Origin of the sequence: Burkholderia sp. RF4-BP95 (assembly GCF_001521985.1) — a bacterium.
Taxonomy (GTDB): domain Bacteria; phylum Pseudomonadota; class Gammaproteobacteria; order Burkholderiales; family Burkholderiaceae; genus Burkholderia; species Burkholderia diffusa.
The window spans coordinates 414759-438695 of the sequence record NZ_LOSX01000018.1 but is presented as its reverse complement, the minus strand read 5'-3'; the positions used below and the strand labels follow the sequence as shown (position 1 = coordinate 438695).

Sequence of the window (23937 nt, the reverse complement as noted above, 5' to 3'; positions counted from 1 at the left end):
CAGCGACGCCCGTACCGGCTAGACTGTCGCCCGATTCCATCCATCGGCCGCGCGCTCGCCTTTCTGCCGCCGCCGGAACGCCCCCACGGAGAACGAATGCTGAAGCGCCGGTGGTTTTCGCTGTTGCTGGTGACGGTGTGTCTGATCGCGACGCGCGCGTCCGCGCAGGGCTCGCTCGAACTCGAGACCGACGGCACGCCTCGCGTGCTGACGCGCCAGGCGCTGCTCGCGCGCGCCGACGCGACGGACATCCACGTGCCGCGCGACATCGCGTACGGCCGGCCGATGACGTTCCGCGCGGTGCCGTTCGCCGCCCTGCTCGGCGACACGCCGCTGCCGGCGGACGGCGTGCTCGAAACGCGCGCGGCCGACGGTTTCGCCGCGCAACTGCCGCTGGATCTCGCGCGCCGCCGTGCGCCGGCCGGCGCCGTCGCGTGGCTCGCGATCGAGGACCCCGCGCATCCGTGGCCGAAGCTGCCGGGCAAGCAGGTCAGCGCCGGGCCGTTCTATCTCGTGTGGCTCGGGCCGGATGCATCGTCGGTGCGCGGCGAGCAATGGCCGTATCAGATCGTGCGCATCACGATCGAATCGTCGCCGCTCGCGCGCTGGCCATCGCTCGCCGTCGATCCCGCGCTGCCGGCGAACGATCCGGCCCGCGCGGGCCAGCGCCTGTTCGTCACGCAGTGCCTCGCGTGCCATCGCCTCGACGGCGCGGGCAGCAGCCAGGCCGGCCCCGACCTGAACGCGCCGATGAATCCGGTCGACTACTTCCAGCCCGCCGCGCTGCGCCGCTACATCCGCAATCCGGCATCGGTGCGCGACTGGCCGGGCCGCTTGATGCCGGCATTCCCGCCCGATCAACTGAGCGACCGGGAGCTCGACCAGATCGTCGCCTACCTCGCGTTCATGGCGCGGCGCAAGGCGGGCAAGTAAGCCACGCCCGTCACGCGCGCATCACGCGCCCGGTTCCTGCGCGCTTTGCAGCACCGCGCGCAGCAGCACGTCGGCACCCGCCGCCGACCATTCCGGCGTGATCGCCTCGGCCTCGTTGTGGCTCAGCCCGTCGACGCACGGCACGAAGATCATGCCCGTCGGCGCAACGCGCGCGATGTAGCACGCGTCGTGACCCGCACCGGAAACGATGTCCATGTGCGGCAGCCCGAGCGCCTGCGCCGCATCGCGCACCGCGTCGATGCAGCGCGGTGCGAACGGCACCGGCGGGTACGTGAAGATCTGCTCGATCCGCGCACCGAGGCCGGCGTCGGTCGCGACGCGGGCCAGTTCCGCACGCAGCGCCGCGTCGAGCTCGTCGAGCACCGCATCGTCAGGATGGCGAAACTCGACCGTGAAGAAGCAGCCGCCCGGCACCGTGTTGCGCGAATTCGGCCGCGCCTCGATCATCCCGACCGTCGCGCGCGCGTGCGGCGCATGGCGACGGCCGAGCGCATCGACGAATTCGATCATCCGCGCGGCGCCCACCAGCGTGTCGCGCCGGAATTCCATCGGCGTGGTGCCCGCGTGCGCGTCGACGCCCGTCAGCGTTACCTCGTACCAGCGCTGCCCCTGCCCGGTGGTCACGACGCCGATCGTCTTGCCCGCGCGTTCGAGAATCGCGCCCTGTTCGATATGCAGTTCGTAGGCGGCATGCACCGGATAGCCGCCGACAGGCTCGGCGCCCGCGTAGCCGATCCGCGCGAGTTCCTCGCCGATCGTCCTGCCCGCGCCATCCGTTCGCGACAGACCGTATTCGAGCGGATAGACGCCCGCGAACACCCCGGCCGAGATCATCGCCGGCGCAAAGCGCGAACCTTCCTCGTTGGTCCAGATCACGACGTCGATCGGACGCTCGGTCTCGATGCCCGCATCGTTCAGCGCACGCACGACCTCGAGGCCGCCGAGCACGCCGTAGATGCCGTCGTAGCGGCCGCCGGTCGGCTGCGAATCGGCGTGCGAGCCCGTCATCACCGGCGCGGCATCGGGATGGCGGCCCGCGCGGCGCGCGAACACGTTGCCCATCCGGTCCACCCGCACCGTGCAGCCGGCATCGCGCGCCCACTGCACGAACAGGTCGCGCGACTCGCGGTCGAGGTCGGTCAGCGCGAGACGGCAGACGCCGCCTTTCGGCGTCGCACCGATCTGCGCCATCCGTTCGAGCGACGCCCACAACCGCGCGCCGTCGACGCGCGGCGCGCCCGCGAGATCGTCACGCATTGCCGGCCTCCGGCGCGTCGTCGCGCGGTGTCGTGCGCAACGCATAGCGGAAATCGCAGCGCTTGCCGCCCTGCATGATCGTGCTCGTGCGCGTCAGCGCGATGCGCGGATCGTAACCCTCGATGAAATAGCTGTCGCGCGCGCAGCTCAGCAGGTGGCCGATCTCGCCGAGCCCCATCGCGTGATACATCTCGGCGTAGCTGCAGCGATGCACGTCGTAGTCGTAGTGCGCGTCGTCCGCGCGATGCACCTCGACGTCGAGCGCATCGTCCTTCTCCCACAGCACCTGCAGCGCGATGAACGATTTCACGCTCGTGCCGTCGGGCTCCTGCGCCGCGAACGTGCGGCCCGCGTCGACGGCCGCACCGCGCACGGCTTCCGCGATCACGGCCTGCGCGCGCTCGGCGCCGAATTCGCGCTTCATGATCTCGTAGATCGGCTTGATGATTTCCGCTTCGATGCGGCGCCGCGCGAGGATGCCGAGGCGCGTGTCCTCGGGTGCCGCCGTGGATGCATGTGTCGTGTCGGTCATGGGATTCGTCTCCGTCGTCATTTCGTTGCCGGGTGCGCGCCGCCGAGCACGTCGACGACGGTCCACTTGCCGCCGCGCACCTGGTAGATCGTGAATGCCGGGTCCTTCAGATTGCCTTCGGCGTCGAACGCGACCCGGCCGGTCACGCCGGGCCGGTCGATCGCGCGCACGGCCGCGACCAGCTTCGCCGGCTGCGTCGTGCCGGCCTTCTGCGCGGCCGCGATCAGCGTGGCCGCCGCGTCGTACGCGAACGGCGCGTGCAGTTCGATCGGCGCGTGAAAGCGTGCGCGGTACTGCGTGTCGAACGCCTTGCCGCCCGGCATCCGGTCGAGCGGCAGGCCCGGTTCGAGCGCCGTCACGCCGTCGCCGTCCTTGCCCGCGAGCGACAGGAAGGTCTGGCTCACGAAGCCGCCGGCGCCGAGCAGCGGCGCGTTCACGCCGAGCTGGCGCATCCGGCGCGCGATCGGCGCGGCCTGCGCGTCGAGCCCGCCGAAGAACACGAGATCCGCGCGCTTGCCCTTGATCGCGGTCAGCACGCCGCTGAAGTCGGTCGTCTTGTCGTTCACGTACTGGCGATCGACGATCGTGCCGCCGTTCGCCTGCACGCCCTTGATGAACTGGTCGGCCAGCCCCGCGCCGAACGACGTGCGATCGTCGATCACCGCGATGCGCTGGGCCTTCAGCGTCTTCACCGCATAGGCGCCGGTGAAGTTGCCGCCCGCATCGTCGTGACCCATGATGCGGAACGCCGTCGCGTAGCCCTGCTGCGTGTACGGGTGGCCGGTGGACGCCGGCGCGATCTGCGGAATGCCGGCATCTCGATAGACGCGCGACGCCGGCACGCTGCAGCCCGTGTTCCAGTGACCGACGACGCCGATCACGTGCTGGTCGACGAGCTGCTGCGCGACCGCGACGGCCGTGCGCGGATCGGATTGATCGTCGGCCGCGACGAGCTTGTAGACGACCGGCTTGCCGCCGATGCTCGGATGCGTCGCGTTCGCGTCGTCGATCGCGAGTTGCGCGCCGTTCTGCAGGTCCTTGCCGATCCGCGCGGACGGGCCGGTGAGCGGCGCGGCGAGACCGATCAGGATCGTCTGCGGCGCGGACTGCGCGAAGGCGGGAACGGCGGCGATCAGCGTGGCCGCGGAGAATGCGAGGCTGGCGGGAAGAAAAGCGATTTTCATGTGCGGGGATCGGGGACTCGAATCAAAATATGAAAAATATTAAATATTCGGCTCCAACACCCCAAATACTCAATTGTTGGATGCTTATGCCATTCCCGACACAATAACGTAATCGCCTGTAAATACGGGATATTTTCATGTTGTCGCTTACCCTGATTTTTCGATAAAATTCGACACATGAAAAATATCGAACAATTGCCGCACGATCCGCCGCTGCGCGCCGTCCGCGCGTTCGAGGCATTCGCGCGTCTCGGCTCGGTCACCGCGGCGGCGCACGAGCTCGACATCACGCCGTCCGCGGTCAGCCACCAGCTGCAGCTGCTCGAAGCGTTCATCCAGACGCCGCTGACCGTGCGCGAAGGCCGGCTGCTCGCGCTTACCGACGAGGGGCGCGACTATTACCGCTCGATCAGCGCCGCGTTCTCGGTGCTGCGCAGCGCGACGCGCTTCGTGCGCGACCGGTCGTCGCTGCGGCAAATCACGATCAGCCTGATTCCGCTGCTCGGCATCGGCTGGTTCATTCCGCGGCTGCACGCGTTCCTCGCCGACAACACCGATGTCGACGTGACCGTGCTGTATGCGCATCACCGCAACTATCGAAGCGACGCGTCCGACCTGTCGATCCGCTTCGGCACCGGCGACTGGCCCGGCTACCGCTGCGAGCGGCTGCTGCCGGGCGCGATGGTGCCGATGTGCAGCCCGTCGTTCCTGAAGCGCCACGGGCCGTTCCGCACGCCGGCCGATCTCGCGCGGGCGCCGCTCGTGCACGACGAGGATCGCAGCACCTGGGTCAACTGGCTGCAAGGCGCCGGCGTGCGGCACGTGTCGCACGCGGTGGGGCCGATGTTCGAGGACGGGCAACTGACGCTGAGCGCGGCGCGCGCGGATCTCGGCGCGGCGCTGCTGCGCGCGCCGCTGGTCGAGCGCGAACTGGCGAGCGGCGAACTCGTGAAGCTGTTCGACCATGCGCTCGACGACGGGCGCGACTACTACCTGTGCACGCGCGAGGATACGGACATGCCGGACGGCGCGAGGCGGCTGGTGGAATGGCTCCGGCGGATGGCTGCATAAGCGCGCGGGCCCGCCGTTGCGTCACACCGCCCGCCCCCATCCGCGCGCGACCGCATGGGCGACCGTCCCGCGCGCCAGCTCCTGCGTGCTGTCGATCAACGCGAACGGTGCATCGCGCAACGCGCGCGCCGCGATCGGAATTTCCGTGCAGCCCATCACCGCCACACCCACGTCCCGTCGTGCCAGCGTCGCGAGCGCGCGCGTCAGGCGCCGCACCGACGCGTCGATCTTCCCCGCCTTGACCGCCGCGATGCACGCGGCGATGTCGCGCTGCGCGGCCACGCCCGGCATCACCGGCTCGAAACCGCGTGCACGCAGCGCCGCCTGGTAGAAGCCCGACACCAGCGTGCCGCCCGTGGCGAGCACCGCGACGCGACGCACGCCAGCCGGTAACGCGGCCACCGACGCATCGACGATATGCAAGATCGGCGCCGCGCTGCGTTCGCGCAGCGGCGCATACCAGTGATGCGCCGAATTGCACGGAATCGCGATCACGTCCACGCCGCAGCGGTTCAGCAGCGCGATGCCATCGAGCAGCGCCGGCAGCGGATCGGTCCCGCCATCGATAATCGCGCGCGAGCGATCGGGCGTTCGCGTCAGGTTCGCGACAATCATCGGCAGGTGCTCCTGGTCGCAGCGCGCGCGTGTCAGGCAAATCACGCGATGCATGAAGTCGACCGTGGCCAGCGGCCCCATTCCGCCCAGTACGCCGACGAGTGCCATGACGCTTCTCCTCCTTCACGCGCGCGGCGGCCGCACGCAGATCGCGGATACGACGGCCGAGTTGCCGATCACCAGCAACAGCGTCCGCAATATTTCGCAGAACGGATCGATCGCCGCGAACAGCACGAACGCGGCCTCGAACGGCAGGTGCAGTGCCGCGCACACCATGCCGGCGAGCGATACAGTCACGACGCCCGACGTGCCGGTCGACGCGAATCCGGCCAGCACCGATGCGACCAGCACGACGCAAAGCTCGCCGGGGCCGAGCGACCGTTCGTAGAGTTGCGCGACGAACAGCGTCGCGCTCGCGTAATAAACCATCGGCCCGACGCGCAGCAGCGACACGGCAAGCGGAACGACCAGTTCGACGCGCGCACGGACAAAGCCGAAGCCGTCGGCCAGGCACTCGATCATGCTCGGCATGCAGGCCACGCTGCTGCGCGTGGCGAGCGCCATCGCGAACGGCGTGCGCAACCCGGCGAGCGTCTCGGCCAGCGTCGCGCCCGAGCGTTTCCAGATCACGACGATCGCGGCCGCGATCAGCACGAGCGCGACGACGGCGAACGCGGCGACGAAGCGGACCATCGCCTCGAGCGGCCCGAACCCCGACGTGCCGATCTGCGCGGCGCCGCCGCAGAACAGCACGATCGGCGTCGGATACGCGAGCCAGTGCATGATTTTCTGACACGTGAAATACACGGTCTCCAGCGTCTGGCTCAGCGCCGCCGAGATGCTCGCCGGCACGCGTCCCGACGCAAAGCCGAAGAACAGCGAGAACACCAGCGCCTTCAGCGTGTCGCCGCTCGCGAGCGCCGCGAAGAAGTTGCCGGGCACCAGCGCGATCAGCATGTCGGCAAGGCCCGACGATTTCTCCGCGGGATCGGTGCCGTACAGCGTCATCACGGTGTCGCTCGCCGCGCCGTCGCTGCCGACCAGCGCGCCGAAGGCCTTCAGCGTCGCGTTCGACAGATGCTCGCCCGGCCGCATCGCGACCAGCACGACCGCGCCGACCGCCACGACGAACACCGACGCGCAGCCGAAGGTCGCGATCACGCGCATCACGAGATCCGACGCGCTGCCGTCGCGCAGCAGCCGCTGCAGGCTGAAGATCACGGCGGCCGTCATGAACGGCAGCGCCGTCATCTTCAGCAGGCCGACGTACACTTGGCCCACATAGTCGAACTTCGGCGCGGCGGCCGGCCACAGCACGCCCGCCACGATCCCGAGCGCGAGGCTGCCAAAGACCGTCAACGGATGGATCGCGAACGCATGCAGCCGCTCGATGCGAGGCATGATCCTGATGTTCTCGTTCATGTTCATGTCAGCGACCCATCGCATCGAGCAAGGATTTCACGTCGAGCCGCTTGTTGCGCTCGGCCAGGAACTGATTGACGAACGCGAGCAACGTCGGCGTGGACACCGGCACGCCGACGGCAAGCGCGTCGGTGAGGTCGTCGAAGGTCGCGACGCGCAAGCGGATCGGCGCGGTCGGGTCGTCCTGCATCACCAGCTTGATCGCGAGTTCGTCGCGATACACGGCCGTGACCGCGCCGGCGTTCAGCGCGTCGAGCGTCGCCGGCCAGCTCGGATACGTGCGCACCCGCGCGGCCGGGAAGTCGTTGCGCACATATTCCGCATAGGCCGACCCCGCGACGACGCCGATCGTGCCGCGGTAATCGCGCACGACTTCCGGCAGCGCGCGCCCTTTCGCGAGTTCCGCGAAGCTGACGCGGTTGATCAGCAGCGCGCGTCGCAGGTTGATGTACGGCGTGCTGAAGCGGATCACCTGCGCACGCGGCAACGTGCGCGACAGCTTGCTGATCGCGACGTCGGCCTGCCCGGTCGCGAGCAGGTGAACGACATCGTCGAACGTGCGCGCATCGCGGTCGAACTGCACGGACACGCCGAGCTTTTTCGCGAGTTCGTCGGCGAGATCGATGTCGACACCTGCCAATGCGCCGTTGCGCGACATGAAGAACGGCGGCTGATCGACGCCGAGCACCGCGACGACGAGCGCGCCGCGCGAGACGATGCGGGCGAACTCGGGCGCGAGCAGCCGGCCGTCGGGCATCTGCACGAGGCCGGTCGACGTGGTGGCGGGTGTCGCCGTCGCGGCCGGCGCGGACGCATCGACGGCGAGCGCCGGCGCGGCACACGAGAGGGCCACGAATACGCAGGCCACACCGCGCAGGAGCCGATGCAGGCGTCGCCACATGGGGACAATCTCGCGGAACCACGCGAGCAGCGCACACAGGGCGCGTCCGGAAAAGAGGTTCATGGCGGCAGTGGGACGAAGCGTGTCTGACGACCGCGCAGCCGTTCGTACCGAACGGGCGCCGGGCTCTTGCGCGGGGTGCGTCGCCGTCGCCCGGCGCCACGCCCTCCCGCACGCCCAATGTGTCAGAAGCGCCGGTCGGCCGAAATCCGTCGGAAGGCCCGGCCCGGACGGCACGGGCCAACCGGACGGCCCGTCGCGACGGGGGCCGGAAGCAGATAGAAATTCCCGATGCCGCGGATTGAAACAAGCAATTTCACAAACCTGGGGTGAACCCGGATACTGGCAACACTTCATCAACACCCAAGCAAAGGAACTCGCAAGATGCCGATCATCAACACCCAAATCAAACCGTTCAAGGCAACCGCATACCACAACGGCGATTTCGTGCCCCTGTCCGAAGAGAACTTCAAGGGCAAGTGGTCCGTCGTCGTGTTCTACCCGGCCGACTTCACGTTCGTCTGCCCGACCGAGCTGGGCGACCTCGCCGACCGCTACGCGGAATTCCAGAAGCTGGGTGTCGAGATTTACGGCGTGTCGACCGATACGCACTTCACGCACAAGGCATGGCACGACACGTCGGACACGATCGGCAAGATCAAGTACCCGATGATCGGCGACCCGACGCTCACGCTGTCGCGCAACTTCGACGTGCTGATCGAGGAAGAAGGGATGGCGCTGCGCGGCACGTTCGTGATCAACCCGGAAGGCGAGATCAAGCTGTGCGAAATCCACGATAACGGCATCGGCCGCGACGCAGGCGAACTGCTGCGCAAGGTGCAGGCCGCGCAATACATCGCGGCACACCCGGGTGAAGTGTGCCCGGCCAAGTGGACGCCGGGTGCGGAAACGCTGACCCCGTCGCTCGACCTGATCGGCAAGATCTGACGTTCGCGCCGCGCGCCTCGCACGAGGCGCGCGCGTCACGCGAATGCGGGCCGCCTCGTGCGGCCCGCGCCCTTCTCCGGCACGACGTGCCCGACCATAATTATCAATACGGAATCCGAAACGCCATGCTCGACGCCAATCTCAAGAACCAACTGAAAGCGTACCTCGAAAAGATCACGCGCCCGATCGAACTCGTCGCGTCGCTCGACGACAGCGCGAAATCGCAGGAACTGCTTGCGCTGCTGAACGAGATTGCGTCGCTGACGTCGCGCGTGACCGTAACCGAACGCCGCGACGATGCCGAGCGCAAGCCGTCGTTCTCGATCGGCGAACCCGGCAAGCCGGCCGGCATCCGCTTCGCCGGCATCCCGATGGGCCATGAATTCACGTCGCTCGTGCTCGCGTTGCTGCAGACGGGCGGCCATCCGCTCAAGCTCGACGACGACGTGATCGAACAGATCCGCGCGCTCGACGGCGATTACGCGTTCGAGACGTATTTCTCGCTGTCGTGCCAGAACTGCCCGGAAGTCGTGCAAGCGCTGAACGTGATGTCGCTGATCAACCCGCGCATCCGCCACGTCGCGATCGACGGCGCATTGTTCCAGAGCGAAGTCGAAGCACGCCAGATCATGGCCGTGCCGACGATGTTCCTGAATGGCGAATCGTTCGGCCAGGGCCGCAGCAGCGTGAAGGAAATCCTCGCGAAGCTCGACACGGGCGCCAGCGCCCGCGCCGCGAAGTCGCTCGAGAACAAGCCGGTGTTCGACACGCTGATCGTCGGCGGCGGCCCGGCCGGTGCGGCCGCCGCGATCTATTCGGCGCGCAAGGGCATCGCGACGGGCGTCGTCGCCGAGCGTTTCGGCGGCCAGGTGCTCGACACGATGGCGATCGAGAACTTCGTGTCGGTGCAGGAAACGGAAGGACCGAAGTTCGCCGCGGCGCTCGAGCAGCACGTGAAGCAGTACGACGTCGACATCATGGACGTGCAGCGCGCCGACGCGCTGATTCCGGGCGACGTGCACCAGATCCGCCTCGCGAATGGCGCCGTGCTGAAGGCGAAGACGATCATTCTCGCGACCGGCGCGCGCTGGCGCGAAATCAACGTACCGGGCGAGCGCGAATACCGCAACCGCGGTGTCGCATACTGCCCGCACTGCGACGGCCCGCTGTTCAAGGGCAAGCGCGTCGCGGTGGTCGGCGGCGGCAACTCGGGCGTCGAGGCCGCGATCGACCTGGCCGGCATCGTGAAGGAAGTCACGCTGATCGAATACGGCGCGCAACTGCGCGCGGACGAAGTGTTGCAGCGCAAGCTGCGCAGCCTGCCGAACGTGACGATCGTCACGCAGGCGCAGACGACCGAGCTGACCGGCGACGGCAGCAAGCTGAACGGGCTCGTCTACAAGGATCTGCGTTCGGGTGAAACGAAGCGGGTCGATCTCGAAGGCGTGTTCGTGCAGATCGGCCTCGTGCCCAACACCGAATGGCTGAAGGGCACGATCGAACTGTCGAAGCACGGCGAGATCGTCGTCGATGCGCGCGGTGCGACGTCGGTGCCGGGCGTGTTTGCCGCCGGCGACGTGACGACGGTGCCGTTCAAGCAGATCGTGATCGCGGTGGGCGAAGGCGCGAAGGCATCGCTCGGCGCGTTCGATCACCTGATCCGGCAAGACGCGACGCCCGCTACCGCCGACGCCCCGCAGGCCGAAGAAGCGATCGCCGCGTAACGCGCGACGCACCACACAGGTTCGTGTCTCTTGGCCCCGCATGCCCTGGTCGGCGTGCGGGGCCCTTTTTCATCCTGCATCGAGCGACGCTGCGCGAGCGCGGCCGCTCCGTTCTCACTGAGCCACGCCGGGCCCCGCGTTCGCCGGTGTGGCTGCCTTGAAGCTGCTCGACTGCTTGACGAGCTGGTCGGTCATCGCGGCAGCGACCGGATTCGCGCCCGTCGTCGCGTGCTGCCGATCGGCGCTCGGCGTCGCCACGTATTGCGGCGGCGGCAACGACGGATCGAGCTTTGCCGATTCCCGCACGAGTGCAGCGGTTTCAGGCGTTTCGGATTTCATCGCGGGGGGCGCAGCCGCGTGGCGCTCGAGCCCGTCGCGCTTGCGCGCCGCGCGCTGGGTCGGCTGCTCCGCCTGCTGACTCGGCCGAGCCGCCTGCGTCGCCTGGGCCGGCGGCGTCGATTGCACGGGTTGCGCCGCTTGTACCGGCGCTTTTACGGGCGGAGCGGGCTGGGCTTTCGGCGGGGTCGCAACCTCCGGCTCGACCGTCACGACATGGACGGTCGGCGGTGGCGCACTCGGTTTCGCCGGTGGCGCCGGCGCGGCGACGACCGGCGCGACGGCAGCGGATGCCGGCGCCGCGCTCGTACGCGCAGGAGCCGCGGATGGCGGCCGTACGGCCGCTGGTTGCGGCACGGCCTCATCTATATGCTTGGAAGGGATGGCGACCGCCGCAGGCGGCGCGATCGTGCCTTGTGCGGTGTGGCCGTCGTTCGCTGCCGTCACGGCGGCAGCAGGGGCCGCGGCGTCGCCGATGCCGGCCTCCGCGATCGCGCGGTGGTCCGCACGCAGGAGCATCACGTAGCCGGTGCCGGCCGCGGCAACCAGCAGGCCGCCGGCGATCATCAATGTCTTACGGGTACTAGTCATGCTTGCTCACCGATCTTATCGACGTGAACAAGCCATCATACGCGTGCGATCGCGGCTGATCCCGCACGAATACAATTGGTTTCATTGATGTCGACCCCAGAGCGGCGCGGCCTTGCAAGACCGCCTCGCCCTATCGTCAGACGGTTCGACACCGCCCCCAGCGATATTGCATCGGACGATCGAAGTCGCGGAAGGTCGGCCATTCGCGCTGCACCACCGCGAGCCAGGGAACGTACCGCGTGTCGAGAAACGGCGCCACACCTTGCCGCGCCGGCGCGTATGAACGACATACGCAATGAACGCGATCGACACAATCCGGCATGCGGCAATTATTCCGGAAACGGCAAATCCGTTTGTCCGTCCGCGCGCATGGCGAACGTGTTGAGCGTCATCGCCACGAGCGCGTAATAGCCGAGCAGCGCGACGAGGTTCACGACGGTCTCGTGGCCGAAACGCGCCTGCGCGCGCGCGAACGTCGCGTCGCTCACGCGCCGCGTATCGTACAGCTCGGTCGCGAACGCATGGATCAGCGCATCGTCGTCCGATTCGAACGCCGGCTCGACGCCGCGGCGGATCGCGTCGGCCGTCGCGGCCGGCACACCGGCATCGAGCGCGATCGGATGATGGATGTGCCACTCGGCCTGCGAGCGCCAGCGCGCGGCCGTCACGAGAATCGCGAGCTCCGACAGTCGCAGCGGTAGACCCGTGCGATAGCGGCAGAACGCGCCGAGCCGCTGCGCGTGCTGCGCGAGCTCGGGACTCGCGATCCAGCCGAGGAACGGCCCGTTCAGGTTGCCGCGCGGGCCGCTGAGAATGTCGGCGAGCACGGCCTTCTGCTCGTCGGTGGCCGATGCGGGATCGAAGGGAGGCAGTCTGTCCGTCATGGTGAGGATTCGATGAGATAAAGGTTCACGCGCCGGCCGATGCGAGCGCCGCATCGATCGCGCCGGACAGCCGTTCGACGATCGTGTCGATCTGCTGCGCAGTGCAGACGAACGGCGGTGCGATCAGGATGTGATCGCCGTGCACGCCGTCGATCGTGCCGCCCATCGGATACACCATCAGGCCGCGCTGCATCGCCTCGCGCTTGACCGCCGCATGCAGCTTCAGCGCGGGATCGAACGTCGCCTTGCTGTCGCGATCGCGCACGAGCTCGACGCCGACGAACAGCCCGCGGCCGCGCACGTCGCCGACATGCGGATGCGCGCCGTAATGCTCGCGCAGCGACGCGCGCAGTTGCTCGCCGCGCGCCTTCACGTTGTCGAGCAGCTTCTCTTCGGCGATCACGCGCTGCACTTCGAGCGCGGCCGCACAGGCCGTTGCATGACCGAGATACGTGTGGCCATGCTGGAAGAAACCCGAGCCGTCGACGATCGTGCGATAGATGCGATCGCTCACCAGCGTCGCGCCGATCGGCTGGTACCCTGCGCCGAGCCCCTTCGCGATCGTCAGCAGGTCGGGGGCGACGCCATCTTCGTCGCACGCGAACAGGTAACCGGTGCGCCCCATCCCCGACATGATTTCGTCGAGGATCAACAGAACGCCGTACTTGTCGCACACCGCGCGAATCTTCTTCAGGTAGCTACGCACCGGCGGCACCGCGCCGGCCGTCGCGCCGACCACCGTTTCCGCGACGAATGCCGCGACGTTTTCCGCGCCGAGCTCGACGATCGTCCGCTCCAGCTCGTCGGCCAGGCGCTGTGCATAGGCTTCGTCGGTTTCACCGGCCTGCTGGTCGCGATACGCGTAGCACGGGCTCACGTGATGCGCTTCGATCAGCAGCGGCAGGAACGGCTCGCGCCGCCATGCGTTGCCGCCGATCGCGAGCGCGCCGAGCGTGTTGCCGTGATAGCTCTGGCGACGTGCGATGAAATGGCGACGCTGCGGCTCGCCCTTCTCGACGAAATACTGACGCGCGAGCTTCAATGCGGCTTCGATCGCCTCGGATCCGCCCGACACGAAATACACGTGTTCGAGACCGGCCGGCGCGGCCTCGACGAGCCGGTCGGCGAGTTCTTCCGCCACGTCCGTCGTGAAGAACGACGTATGCGCGTACGGCAGTTGCTGCACCTGCCGCTTGATCGCATCGATCACGCGCTGGTTGCTGTGGCCGAGGCACGACACGGCCGCGCCGCCGCACGCGTCGATGTAGCGTTTGCCGGTCGAATCGATGATCTCGATGCCGTCGCCTGCAACGGCGACGGGCAAGGTGGCGCGTGGAGCGCGATGAAAAACGGTCGTCATGCGTTGCCTCATGGATCAGGACGCGCTGCGCGCGTGCGCGGACGGCACGATGCGCGTCGCGAAGCGCTGCGTGCCGTGCTGGTGAATGGTGAAGTCGATCGCGGTGTCGCGAATCGCGAACACGGCGGTCGCCAACGTGTTTTCGTCATCGGGGTCGGCCGGATCGTCGCGATAGATCGGCAGTCCTTCCGGTGCGCGGTCGCCGAGCACGCGCAGCAACGCGGCTTCGTCGATCGCGTCGATGCCCGGCGTCAGCGCATCGACACGCCGCTGACGATCGCCGGACGATTGCGTGACGATCTGCGCTTCCCCCTCGCATCCCGGATGCACGAGATGATTCGCGTGACCGGCAAGACGCGCGACTTCGACGACCGAGCAGCGCGCGACGCTCGCCTCGATGCTCAGGAGCCGCGGATCGCCGGTCGCGCCGAGCGTGTGGTGAAAGCCGCTCGCGCGCGCATGCGTGCGCAGCACGTCGGCGGCCGCATCGAGCGATGTGGCGTCGAGCACGGCGCGCGCGAGGATCATCCGCGGCACGCCGAGCGCCGGCGTGCGGATCCGCAGGTTGTTGATCGCCTGCGCGATGCCCGCGCGGTTCGCGGCGAACGTATGCCCGGGCAGCGAGCCCGGGTAGTAGAAACTGATGAAGCCCGGCTTGCCTTGCGGCTGCACGTCGACCAGCAGGCAGCGCTCGCGCAGGTACGGATCGCCGTCCTCGTTGTGCGCGATCCAGCGCGTGCCGTGCGCATCGCGCCCGGCGAGCGTCGTGCAGCCGTCCGGCGCGCGATGGATCAGTTCGCCGCGGCAGTTCCACAGAAAGATGTCCTCGGCCGGCCAGCCGACGCCTGCCGCGATCCCGTCCAGTTCCGCGACGAGATCGGGGTACGCGGCCAGCGCGGCCTGTCGCAGCGCGGCGACGAACGGATGGCCGCGCCAGCGGCGCACGGCCTGCCATGCGCTGCTCTGCTGCATGTACGCATCGAACACGGGGCGGGCAAGCTCGCCGAGGCGCACGCCGATGTCGAACGGCGTGCCGGCGATGACGGGAGATGGGGAAAGCGGCATGTCGGTTGATTCGGTTTCGTTCAGGACACGTGTTTCAGGAATTCCTTCAGGCGCGGTGTCGGCGGGCGGTCGATCAGGTCGACCGGATGGCCGTCCTCGGCGATGCCGCCCTGATCCATGAACAGCAACCGCGTGCCGACCCGCTTCGCGAAGCCGATCTCGTGCGTGACGACGATCATCGTCATCCCTTCGGTCGCAAGATCCTGCATCACTTTCAGCACCTCGTGGCGCAATTCCGGATCGAGCGCCGACGTCGGCTCGTCGAACAGCATCAGCCGCGGCCGGATCGCGAGCGCGCGTGCGATCGCGACGCGCTGCTGCTGGCCGCCCGACAGCTCCGACGGATAATGATTCGCGCGCGATTCGAGGCCGACCTTGTCGAGCAGCGCCATCGCCTGGTCGCGCGCGTCGGCGCGCGACGCGCCGCGTACCTGGGTCGGCCCGAACATCACGTTCTCGAGCGCGGTCATCTGCGGAAACAGGTTGAACTGCTGGAACACCATGCCCGCTTCGAGCCGGATGTTGCGGATCGTCGATGCGTTGCCGCGCACGCTCTGGCCGTCGACCAGCAGCTCGCCGCTCGTGATTTTCTCAAGCGCGTTGATACAGCGCAACATCGTCGACTTGCCCGAGCCCGACGGACCGATCACGACGACCACCTCGCCCGCATCGATCTTCAGGTCGATATGCTTCAGCACCGGCACATGGCCGAAGCTCTTCGACACGTTCTGGAATTCGATCATGCTCATAAGATGCGCATCCTCTTTTCGACGAGCCGAAGCGTCAGCGTCATCGCGCCGGTCAGCATCAGGTAGATGACGGCCACCGCGGTCCAGATCTCGACCGCCTGGAAATTGCCGGCAATGATTTCCTGCCCCTTGCGCGTCAATTCGCCGACGCCGATCACGATGAACAGCGACGTGTCCTTGAGGCTCACGATGCACTGGTTGCCGAGCGGCGGAATCAGGCGCCGGAACGCGAGCGGCCCGACCACCTTCAGCAGCACGCGCGGCATCGACAGGCCCATCGCGAGCCCCGCTTCCGTCAGCCCCTTCGGGATCGACAGCAGCGCGCCGCGCACCACTTCCGCGAGATACGCGCCCGAATTCACCGTGATCGCGATGATCGCGGCCGTCAGGCCGTCGATCCGGATATGCGCGAGCAGCGGCAACGCGAAATACAGGAACATCACCTGCACGACGATCGGCGTGCCGCGGATCAGTTCAATATAAACCTGTGCGAGCACGTTCATCGCCTTCGGTCCGTATGCGCGGAACATGCCCGCGATCATCCCGACGACGAATCCGCCCACCAGCCCGAAAAATGCGATGAACACCGTCAACCGGACCCCGTCCATCAGGTCCGGCAACGCCGCCCAGATCGCCGACCAATCGAAATTCACCTGTCGCTCCCCGTCCGATTCAAGACCGGCGCGGCCGCCCGGCCGCGCCATGCTGTGCCGTCACGCTCACATCTTCGGCGGCTCGGCGCCGAACCACTTCTTGTAGATCTGCGCGTAGCGGCCGTCGGCCTTGATCTTCACGAGCGACGCGTTGACCTTCGGCACGAGCGCGCTGCCCTTCGGGAAGCCGATCCCGTACTTGTCGCCGCTGACCGGCTGGCCCGCGACCTTCACCTTGCCCTTGCCTTCGTTGTTCACGAAGAACAGCACGTTCGGCGTGTCGTGCATCGCCGCGTCGACGCGGCCGGCCTCGAGCGCGAGATATGCCTGGTCGATGTTCGGGAACTGGCGGATCTCCTTCGGCTTCAGGTGCGCCTTGATCCAGTCGATCGTCGCGGTGCCCGTCTTCGCGGCGATCACCTTGCCGTTCAGGTCGTCGATCGACTTGATCGTCGTGTTGTCCGTCTGCACCATCGCCGCGAGGCCGCTGTCGTAGTACGGCGCGGAGAAGTCGATCGCCTTCTTCCGCTCTTCCTTGATGGTCATCCCCGACAGCGCGACGTCGATGTTCTGCGTCTGCAGCGCCGGGATCAGGCCCGCGAAATCCATCGGCTGGATCGTGTATTTCCAGCCCTGGTCCTTCGCGATCTCCGCCCACAGGTCGAGATCGAAGCCGACGTACTTGTCGCCCTGCTTGAACTCGAACGGCATGAACGACGTATCGGTCCCGACGACGAGCGTCCTGGTATCCGCGTGCGCGATGCTGGCGCCGAGCGCGGCGACCACCGCGACGGCTTTCAGGAAGGAACGGCGACTCATGACTTTTCTCCGCATGGTTGAGCGATGTAACCGGCCGCCTGGCCGGGGAACGACGACATCAAGCCGCACCGCAACATGCGATGTTGAATTAGATCTTAGTGCAACAAGTGTTGTCAACACGGATACTACGACAACAAAAAAATACTCAACAGGAAAATGAATCGAGACAAACCCGAGCCGCACGGGCGGGATTGATCAGAGGAAAGGCGTGCGTGGATGGGCGCATGGCGTGGAAGCGCAGAACGCCCGGCAATTCGGCGCGACCGGAGGGCCCGTTGCGCGCCGACGCCGCGGCGATCGTGATGCCGGCCACACCGCCGGCGCGGCTCAACGAACGGCGTGTACCGCGAGCGACAACGCCGTTCGGCAGGGCCTCGAAGCGCGGTCGGTCACGCCGCCACCCCGCTCGCCTGATGCGAGACCAGCCGCGCATACGCGCCCTGTCGCGCGATCAGCGCCGCATGCGTGCCCGCCTCGATGATCCTGCCGTGCTCGATCACGAGGATCGTGTCCGCGTTGCGGACGGTCGACAACCGGTGCGCGATGATGATCGACGTCCGCTGCGCCATCAGGTCCTCCAGCGCCGCGCGGATCTGCTGCTCGCTGATCGTGTCGAGATGCGAAGTCGCTTCATCGAGGATCAGCACCGGCGCATCCTTCAGGAACGCGCGCGCGATCGCGACGCGCTGGCGCTGCCCGCCGGACAACTGCACGCCACGCTCGCCGACCCGCGTCGCGAGCCCGTCCGGCAGCCGCGCGACGAAATCGCCGAGCGCCGCCTGATCGATCGCGCGCTGCACGTCCTCGTCCGATGCATCGTTCGCGGCAAGCCGGATGTTCGCTTCGAGCGTGTCGTTGAACAGATAGGTGTCCTGCGCGACGAGTGCGATGTGCCGGCGCAGATCGTCGAGCCTCAGGTCGCGCAAATCGGTGCCGCCGAGCGTCACGCGCCCGTGTTGCGGATCCCAGAAGCGCAGCAGCAGGCTCGCGACGGTCGACTTGCCGGCGCCCGATGCACCCACCAGCGCGACCGTGCTGCCGGGCGGCACCTCGAAGCTCACGCGATCGATCGCCGGCACCCCGCGTCCCGGGTACGTGAAACCCGCTTCCTCGAACCGCACGGTCGCGTTGCCGGACAGCGCGTGCGTGCCGTCGACGACCGTCACCGGCTCCTTCTCGAGCGCGCGCAGGCGCCGCGTCGACGCGATCGTGTCGGCCAGCTGCCGCGCGACCTGGCCGATCTCCGCCACCGGCATGAACGCGGCCACCGCGACCAGCACCAGCAGCGGCAACGATTCGTGCGCGAACCAGCCACGCGCGCACAGCAGCGCGCCGAGCGCAGCGACGGCCAGCCCGCCGAGCCCGCTCGCGACTTCGAGCGCGGCGCTCTGCGACGACAGGTCGTCGAGCAGCTTCGCGCGCTGCTGCCCGTACGCGTCGGCTTCCGCGACGAACGCGGCACGCCGCCGCGCGAGCGCCTGGAACGCGGTCAGTTCCGCCAGCCCCTGGATCGTTTCGGTCAGATGCGCGCCGAGCTGGCCGAGCGCCTCGCGGGCACCGGTGCCGAGCCGGTCGACGTCGCGCCGCGCCAGCACGGGCGCCAGTCCGGCCCACAGCAGGAACGGCAGCAACGCCAGCGCGAGCGGCCATGCGACCGACGCGAGCAGCGCCAGCACGCCGGCCGGCACCAGCACCGCGACGAACGCCGGGGCGAGCGTATGCGCGTAGAAGTATTCGACGGTCTCGACGTCCTGCGTCGCGAGCGCGACCAGGTCGCCGGAACGGCGGCGCAGCAACCCGGCCGGCGCGAGCCGTTCGAGCGTCGCGAACAGCGCGATGCGCATCTCGGCGAGCAGCCGGTACGCCATGTCGTGCGCGAGCCACGATTCGAGCCAGTGCAGCACGGCCGCGACCGGCGCGACGACGAGCAGCGCCACGACGAGCGCGCCGTTCGCGTGTCCGGTCGACACGCCGCCGACCACCAGCGCACCGATCACGCCGACGCCGATGAACGCGAGCACGCGACCGATTCCGAACAGCACGGTCAGCACGACCTTGCCCTTCCACGGACTGACGAAACGCAGCAGCGCGCGCAACGTTTCGGGCCAGCCGATGGTCGCCGCATCGTCGTTCAGCGGCCTGACCTGCGGGCCCGACGCGGCGCGTGCGCCCGCGCCGCCGGCGGTCGCGGCCATGCCGACGGCTTCGGCGGCAGCCTCCAGCTGCGGCCCCATCAGCCGGCGATACGGGCCATCGCGCGCGATCAGTGCCGCATGCGTGCCCTCGTCGACCACCCGCCCGTGGTCGAGCACCAGAATCCGATCGGCGCCGATCACGCTGGACAGCCGGTGCGCGAGCACGAGCGTCGTGCGCCCGCGCGTGAGCCGGTCGAGCGCCTGCTGAATCAGCGCCTCGTTCTCGGCATCGACCGACGACAGCGCCTCGTCGAGCAGCAGGATCGGCGCGTCGCGCAACAGCGCACGCGCGATCGCGATCCGCTGGCGCTGACCGCCCGACAGCATCAGCCCGCGTTCGCCGATGCGCGTCGCATAGCCGTCGGGCAACGCCGAGATGAAATCGTGCGCGTTGGCGGCGCGCGCGGCCGCGATCATGTCCGCGTCGCTCGCATCGGGACGGCCGAGCCGCAGGTTGTCGGCGACGCTGCCGTCGAACAGCGTCGCGTCCTGTGCGACCACCGCAATCATCTCGCGCACCTGATCGGCGTCGAGCGTGCGCACGTCGTGGCCGCCGATGCGGATTGTGCCGCCCTGCGCATCGTGCTGGCGCAGCAGCAGGCGCACGATGGTCGACTTGCCGGCACCGCTCGGGCCGACGATCGCGACCGTCTCGCCTTCGCGCACCGTGAAGCCCAGCGACGCATGCGCGTCCGCGCGACGCCCCGGATACGCGAAGCTGACGCCGTCGAACACGATCTCCGGCCGCACGTGCGGCACGCGCGATGCGACTGCGGGCGGTGCGTCGCCGCCCGCGTCGAGCAGCGCGTGAATCGCGTTCGCCGCCGACTGGCCGATCATCCCCTGGTGCAGCACGCCGCGCAGGTCGCGCAGCGGCCGGAAGATTTCGCTGCCGGCCATCAGCACGATCAGCAGCGCCTCGAGACTCATGTCGCCATGGCGCACGCGCCATGCGCCGACCGCGATCGCCGCCGCCGCGCCGAGGCCGGTGCCGAGATCGGTGAAGAGCCGCGTCAGCAGCCCGAGCGCGAGCACCCAGAACGTGCTGTCGGACAGCGCGCGCGCCTTGGCCGCCAGCTTCGCGCCGAACGCACCGCTTTGCCCGAACGCCTTCAGCGTCGGCAAGCCCTGTACCGCGTCGAGAAACTCCTCGCCGAACGCCTTGAACGCGGCCGAGCGTGCGAGCGCCGCGCGCCGATCGGCGCGATGCACGAATTGCGGCAGCGCGAGCGTGACGAGCGCCGCGACCAGCAGGATCGCGGCCGTCGGCACGTCCCACCACGCGAGCACCGCGAAGATCATGACCGGCGCGCACGCGGCGATCACGAGCTGCGGCAGGTAGACGCCGAAGAAGGTCTGCAGTTGCTCGACGCCGTCGACGACGGCCAGCATCACGCCGCCCGTGCGCTCGCCGCTGAACCAGGCGGGGCCGAGCGCGGCGATCCGGTCGAACAGCCGCGCGCGCAGCGCGGACTGCACGCGCCCGGCCGTGTGCTGCGCGAGCACCGTGCGGCGATGATCGAGCCATGCGCGCAGCAGCACGCAAGCCGCCGTTGCGGCGACGGTTTCCGCAATATCGCGCGCCGGCGCGCCGGCAAAAACGAGCGCCAGCACGCGGCCGAGAAACACGAAACGCAGGATGCCGACACTCATCGCGAGCAGCCCGAGCGCAACCGCGGCGGCAACCCGCCAGCGCATTTCGGCCATCATCGCCCATAGTCGTCGGTCGAAATACATGAAGCCCTCCGGTCGGTTTTTTGGTTGTGATTCGATTGACCGGACCAAGGCTACCCGCGCACCCGACGCGCGGCAAAAGATGATTTTTCAACGGGTGTTGAGTCAACTACAATACCCCGCATGTCGCACCTTCCTCCCCTCAGCGCGCTGCGTGCTTTCGAGGCGGCCGTCCGCCTTGGCGGGTTCGCGCGCGCGGCGGCCGAGCTGAACGTGTCGACGAGCGCCGTCAGTCACCAGATCCGCGCGCTCGAGGCATCGCTGGGTGCCCGCCTGCTCGAACGCAGCACCGGGCTCGGCGGCATCGGCCTCACGCAAGCGGGCGCCCGCCTGCTGCCGGCCGTCAGCGACGCGCTGTCGAAGCTGACCGACGCCTGCGACGAGATTCGCGGCACCACCGCGCAACGCCTGACGGTGTCCGCCAACGCGCCGTTTTCGTCGATGTGGCTCGCGCGCCGCCTCGCGGAGTTCTCGTCGCTGCATCCCGAAACGCCGCTGCATGCCGTCGTGGTCGAGGACGAACCGGATTTCGCGCGCAGCGGCGTCGATCTCGCGATCGTGCACGTGCCCGCGCACCGGCTGCGCGACGACGATGACGTGTTGATGCGCGAAACCGTGTTTCCGGTCTGCAGTCCCGAACTGTATCCGCATGCATCGGGCTATGTATGCCGCTCGCGGCTGCTGCAGGAGATGCACGAGGACAGCCCCGAAATCGACTGGCGGAACTGGGCCGTGCACTTCGGCTTGCCGGACGACTTCGAAACGAAGATCGTCCGCTACAGCAGTTTCAGTCAGGTGATCGGCGCGGCGCTGGGCGGCGCGGGCATCGCGCTCGGGCGCGTGCCGCTGATCGAGCCCGAACTGCGCAGCGGCCGCCTGGTGCCGCTGGTGCCGGGCCTCGCACGCGATGCGTCATGGCGCTTCGTGCTGCGCCGCAATCCGTCGGCGCGGCATCGGCTGCTCGATCCGTTGATCGCGTTCCTGCGCCGCGAAGCCGATGCACCACCGTTCCAGCTCGCGAAGATCGTTGCGCTCGCATCCAACGACAGTCACGCGCGCGGCGCGGGCGGTGCGTAGCGAACCCGCGCGCCAGGCCCGCGCCGGGGCCGCCCGCTCATCCTCTCGTCACGGCGCGGCAAAGAACAACGCGACGACGCAGGCCATCCCCGCGAACCACACGAGCGAGCGCAGCGACGCCCAGTTCAGCAGGTACGTCAGCACATAGACGACGCGAAGCGCGACGAACCCCATCGCGAGTTGATCGACGTGATGCGCGTTCGCGCCGTTGTGCCATGCGACGACCAGTGCGGCCGTAAACAGCGCCAGCGCTTCCCACGCATTCTGGTGCGCGGCCTGCGCCCGCGCGCGCCAGCCTTCGAGCCTTGCCAGATACTCGCGCGGCGCGCGGTTGTCGTAGCCCTTGCGGGCCTTGGCCAGAAACGTCATCGGGAACGGCAACAGCGCCACGATGAACAGGCAGATCTGGGACGTCGTCATCAAAGTCTCCTCCTTTATGATTACATTGATCAATGACACGGTCGCGCAGAGCTTAGCATTGCACCGGGCGGTTCGCGCACCGGTTTTCTAGACGGGAGACTCGGCAAAACCGCCTGCCGAAGGCAGTGACGGCATGGATCCGGCACCAAAAATTCCACCAAATCGCCGACAAATACGTTAATTAAAACTGGTCGAACACCAATAAGATAGCGCTCAACACTGGCTTGGCGTGTTGCCGCGCCAGCCTGCTCACCCGCGCCGCGCCGCCGCGTGCGCCGAACGACTTTCGACCCGAGCCCGCTCATGCCCCGTCCCATCGTCGCCCATATCCGTCCCGACGCCGTCCGCCACAACCTCGATTTCATCCGCCGCACCGCCGCGCAATCGCGCGTATGGGCCGTGGTCAAGGCCAACGCATACGGTCACGGGATCGAGCGGATCTATCCGGGCCTCGCGGCCGCCGACGGCATCGCGCTGCTCGATCTCGACGAAGCCGTGCGCGTGCGGGAGCTCGGCTGGGACAAGCCGGTGCTGCTGCTCGAAGGGATCTTCGAGCCGGACGACGTCGAACTGGCCGATCGACATCGGCTGACGGTGGCCGTGCACTGCGACGCGCAGCTCGATCTGCTGATCGCCGCGAAGCCCCGACAGCCGATCGACATCCAGCTGAAGATGAACTCCGGGATGAACCGGCTCGGCTACCGGCCCGACGCATTCCGCGCCGCGTGGGAACGCGCGGCGGCCGCGCCGTCGATCGGCAAGATCACGCTGATGATGCATTTCGCGAATGCCGACGAAGGCGAAGTCGACTGGCAGCTCGATCGATTCGATGCGGCCACGGCCGGAATTCCGGGCGAGCGCTCGGCATCGAATTCGGCGGCCGTGCTGTGGCATCCGCGCGCGCATCGCGACTGGGTGCGGCCGGGCACGATCCTGTATGGCGCGTCGCCGACCGGCGCGTCGCGGCACATCGCCGACACGCCGCTGATGGCCGCGATGACGCTGACGAGCAAGATCATCGGCGTGCAGACGCTCGCGCCGGAGGAAACGGTCGGTTATGGCCGTCGCTTCACGGCGGACCGGCCGATGCGGATCGGCGTCGTCGCGTGCGGCTACGCGGACGGCTATCCGCGCCACGCGCCCACCGGCACGCCGATCGCGGTGGATGGCGTGATGACGCGCGTCGTCGGCCGCGTGTCGATGGACATGCTGACCGTCGACCTGACGCCGTGCCCGAACGCGGGCATCGGTTCGAGCGTCGAGCTGTGGGGCGATCGGGTGAAGGTCGACGACGTCGCGGAAGCCAGCGGCACGATCGGCTACGAGCTGATGTGCGCACTCGCGCGCCGCGTGCCGGTCGTGACCGTGCCGCCCGGCGCGTCGACGATGCAGCCGGCGCTGCGCACGGGCAGCTACGGGCGTTGATGCCCGGCGCGGATGCGGCGG

Annotated in this window: 21 protein-coding genes; 6 read left to right on the top strand and 15 right to left on the bottom strand. The window is 68.2% G+C overall.

The annotated features are described in order from the left end of the window. Window positions 1-96 precede the first annotated feature (96 nt). A complete protein-coding gene (locus tag WS46_RS06680) occupies window positions 97-933 on the top strand; it encodes a cytochrome c (RefSeq protein ID WP_059689874.1) in 837 nt (278 codons plus the stop codon). Between the two features lie 21 nt (window positions 934-954). On the opposite strand, the gene WS46_RS06675 is transcribed toward WS46_RS06680, so the two are convergent. From WS46_RS06675 to WS46_RS06665, 3 genes are read right to left on the bottom strand one after another with little or no spacing between them, the layout of a single operon-like run. Next, entirely contained in the window at window positions 955-2211 is a 1257-nt protein-coding gene (locus WS46_RS06675) for a Zn-dependent hydrolase (protein ID WP_059689873.1), read from the bottom strand. Further along, complete coding sequence (locus WS46_RS06670; RefSeq protein WP_059690202.1) at window positions 2204-2743, bottom strand: L-2-amino-thiazoline-4-carboxylic acid hydrolase; 540 nt, start codon at window positions 2741-2743, stop codon at window positions 2204-2206. Before WS46_RS06670 ends, WS46_RS06675 begins: the two co-directional genes overlap by 8 nt. A 17-nt stretch (window positions 2744-2760) precedes the next feature. Further along, a complete protein-coding gene (locus WS46_RS06665) occupies window positions 2761-3927 on the bottom strand; it encodes a branched-chain amino acid ABC transporter substrate-binding protein (RefSeq protein WP_059689872.1) in 1167 nt (388 codons plus the stop codon). Between the two features lie 177 nt (window positions 3928-4104). Between WS46_RS06665 and WS46_RS06660 the strand changes: the two genes are divergently transcribed. Then, window positions 4105-4998, top strand: coding sequence for a LysR substrate-binding domain-containing protein (locus WS46_RS06660; RefSeq protein ID WP_059689871.1), 894 nt, complete (start codon window positions 4105-4107; stop codon window positions 4996-4998). Window positions 4999-5019: 21 nt separating this feature from the next. Here WS46_RS06660 and WS46_RS06655 read toward each other — a convergent pair whose 3' ends face one another. From WS46_RS06655 to WS46_RS06645, 3 genes are read right to left on the bottom strand one after another with little or no spacing between them, the layout of a single operon-like run. Further along, window positions 5020-5721, bottom strand: a complete 702-nt coding sequence (locus tag WS46_RS06655) for an aspartate/glutamate racemase family protein (RefSeq protein WP_059689870.1) — start codon at window positions 5719-5721, stop codon at window positions 5020-5022. Window positions 5722-5736: 15 nt separating this feature from the next. After that, complete coding sequence (locus tag WS46_RS06650; RefSeq protein ID WP_059689869.1) at window positions 5737-7041, bottom strand: dicarboxylate/amino acid:cation symporter; 1305 nt, start codon at window positions 7039-7041, stop codon at window positions 5737-5739. A gap of 1 nt (window position 7042) precedes the next feature. After that, window positions 7043-7999: an ABC transporter substrate-binding protein gene (locus WS46_RS06645; protein ID WP_059689868.1), complete on the bottom strand. Its 957-nt coding sequence runs from the start codon at window positions 7997-7999 to the stop codon at window positions 7043-7045. A gap of 321 nt (window positions 8000-8320) precedes the next feature. On the opposite strand from WS46_RS06645, the gene ahpC reads away from it, so the two are divergent. Together ahpC and ahpF are read left to right on the top strand one after the other, a co-directional pair. Continuing rightward, a complete protein-coding gene (gene ahpC / locus WS46_RS06640) occupies window positions 8321-8884 on the top strand; it encodes an alkyl hydroperoxide reductase subunit C (protein WP_059689867.1) in 564 nt (187 codons plus the stop codon). Window positions 8885-9009: 125 nt separating this feature from the next. Beyond that, complete coding sequence (gene ahpF, locus WS46_RS06635; RefSeq protein ID WP_059689866.1) at window positions 9010-10608, top strand: alkyl hydroperoxide reductase subunit F; 1599 nt, start codon at window positions 9010-9012, stop codon at window positions 10606-10608. 114 nt (window positions 10609-10722) lie between these two features. Here ahpF and WS46_RS06630 read toward each other — a convergent pair whose 3' ends face one another. The 8 genes from WS46_RS06630 to WS46_RS06595 form a co-directional block, all read right to left on the bottom strand. Next, complete coding sequence (locus WS46_RS06630; RefSeq protein ID WP_059689865.1) at window positions 10723-11535, bottom strand: hypothetical protein; 813 nt, start codon at window positions 11533-11535, stop codon at window positions 10723-10725. Between the two features lie 329 nt (window positions 11536-11864). Continuing rightward, window positions 11865-12419: a carboxymuconolactone decarboxylase family protein gene (locus WS46_RS06625; protein ID WP_059689864.1), complete on the bottom strand. Its 555-nt coding sequence runs from the start codon at window positions 12417-12419 to the stop codon at window positions 11865-11867. Between the two features lie 25 nt (window positions 12420-12444). Continuing rightward, complete coding sequence (locus tag WS46_RS06620) at window positions 12445-13779, bottom strand: aspartate aminotransferase family protein (protein ID WP_059689863.1); 1335 nt, start codon at window positions 13777-13779, stop codon at window positions 12445-12447. A 15-nt stretch (window positions 13780-13794) separates the two neighbouring features. Continuing rightward, complete coding sequence (locus tag WS46_RS06615) at window positions 13795-14844, bottom strand: C45 family peptidase (RefSeq protein WP_059689862.1); 1050 nt, start codon at window positions 14842-14844, stop codon at window positions 13795-13797. Window positions 14845-14864: 20 nt separating this feature from the next. After that, window positions 14865-15593, bottom strand: a complete 729-nt coding sequence (glnQ, locus tag WS46_RS06610; RefSeq protein ID WP_059524930.1) for a glutamine ABC transporter ATP-binding protein GlnQ — start codon at window positions 15591-15593, stop codon at window positions 14865-14867. Then, window positions 15590-16297, bottom strand: coding sequence for a glutamine ABC transporter permease GlnP (glnP, locus tag WS46_RS06605; protein ID WP_175912039.1), 708 nt, complete (start codon window positions 16295-16297; stop codon window positions 15590-15592). The genes glnQ and glnP overlap by 4 nt, the downstream gene beginning before the upstream one ends. Before the next feature lie 15 nt (window positions 16298-16312). Beyond that, window positions 16313-17065 (bottom strand): glutamine ABC transporter substrate-binding protein GlnH, encoded by a 753-nt coding sequence (gene glnH / locus WS46_RS06600; RefSeq protein WP_059689861.1) that lies wholly within the window; start codon window positions 17063-17065, stop codon window positions 16313-16315. Between the two features lie 389 nt (window positions 17066-17454). Then, entirely contained in the window at window positions 17455-20997 is a 3543-nt protein-coding gene (locus tag WS46_RS06595; RefSeq protein WP_059689855.1) for an ABC transporter ATP-binding protein, read from the bottom strand. Between the two features lie 120 nt (window positions 20998-21117). Here WS46_RS06595 and WS46_RS06590 point away from each other — a divergent pair, with 120 nt between their 5' ends. Then, the gene (locus WS46_RS06590; RefSeq protein ID WP_059689854.1) at window positions 21118-22071 is read left to right on the top strand and encodes a LysR family transcriptional regulator; all 954 of its coding nucleotides are present in this window, start codon (window positions 21118-21120) and stop codon (window positions 22069-22071) included. Between the two features lie 48 nt (window positions 22072-22119). Here WS46_RS06590 and WS46_RS06585 read toward each other — a convergent pair whose 3' ends face one another. Further along, on the bottom strand, window positions 22120-22491 hold the full coding sequence (locus tag WS46_RS06585) for an MAPEG family protein (RefSeq protein WP_059524922.1): 372 nt from the start codon (window positions 22489-22491) through the stop codon (window positions 22120-22122). A gap of 303 nt (window positions 22492-22794) precedes the next feature. Here WS46_RS06585 and alr point away from each other — a divergent pair, with 303 nt between their 5' ends. Then, on the top strand, window positions 22795-23916 hold the full coding sequence (gene alr / locus WS46_RS06580) for an alanine racemase (protein WP_059689852.1): 1122 nt from the start codon (window positions 22795-22797) through the stop codon (window positions 23914-23916). The last annotated feature ends 21 nt before the right edge of the window (window positions 23917-23937 follow it).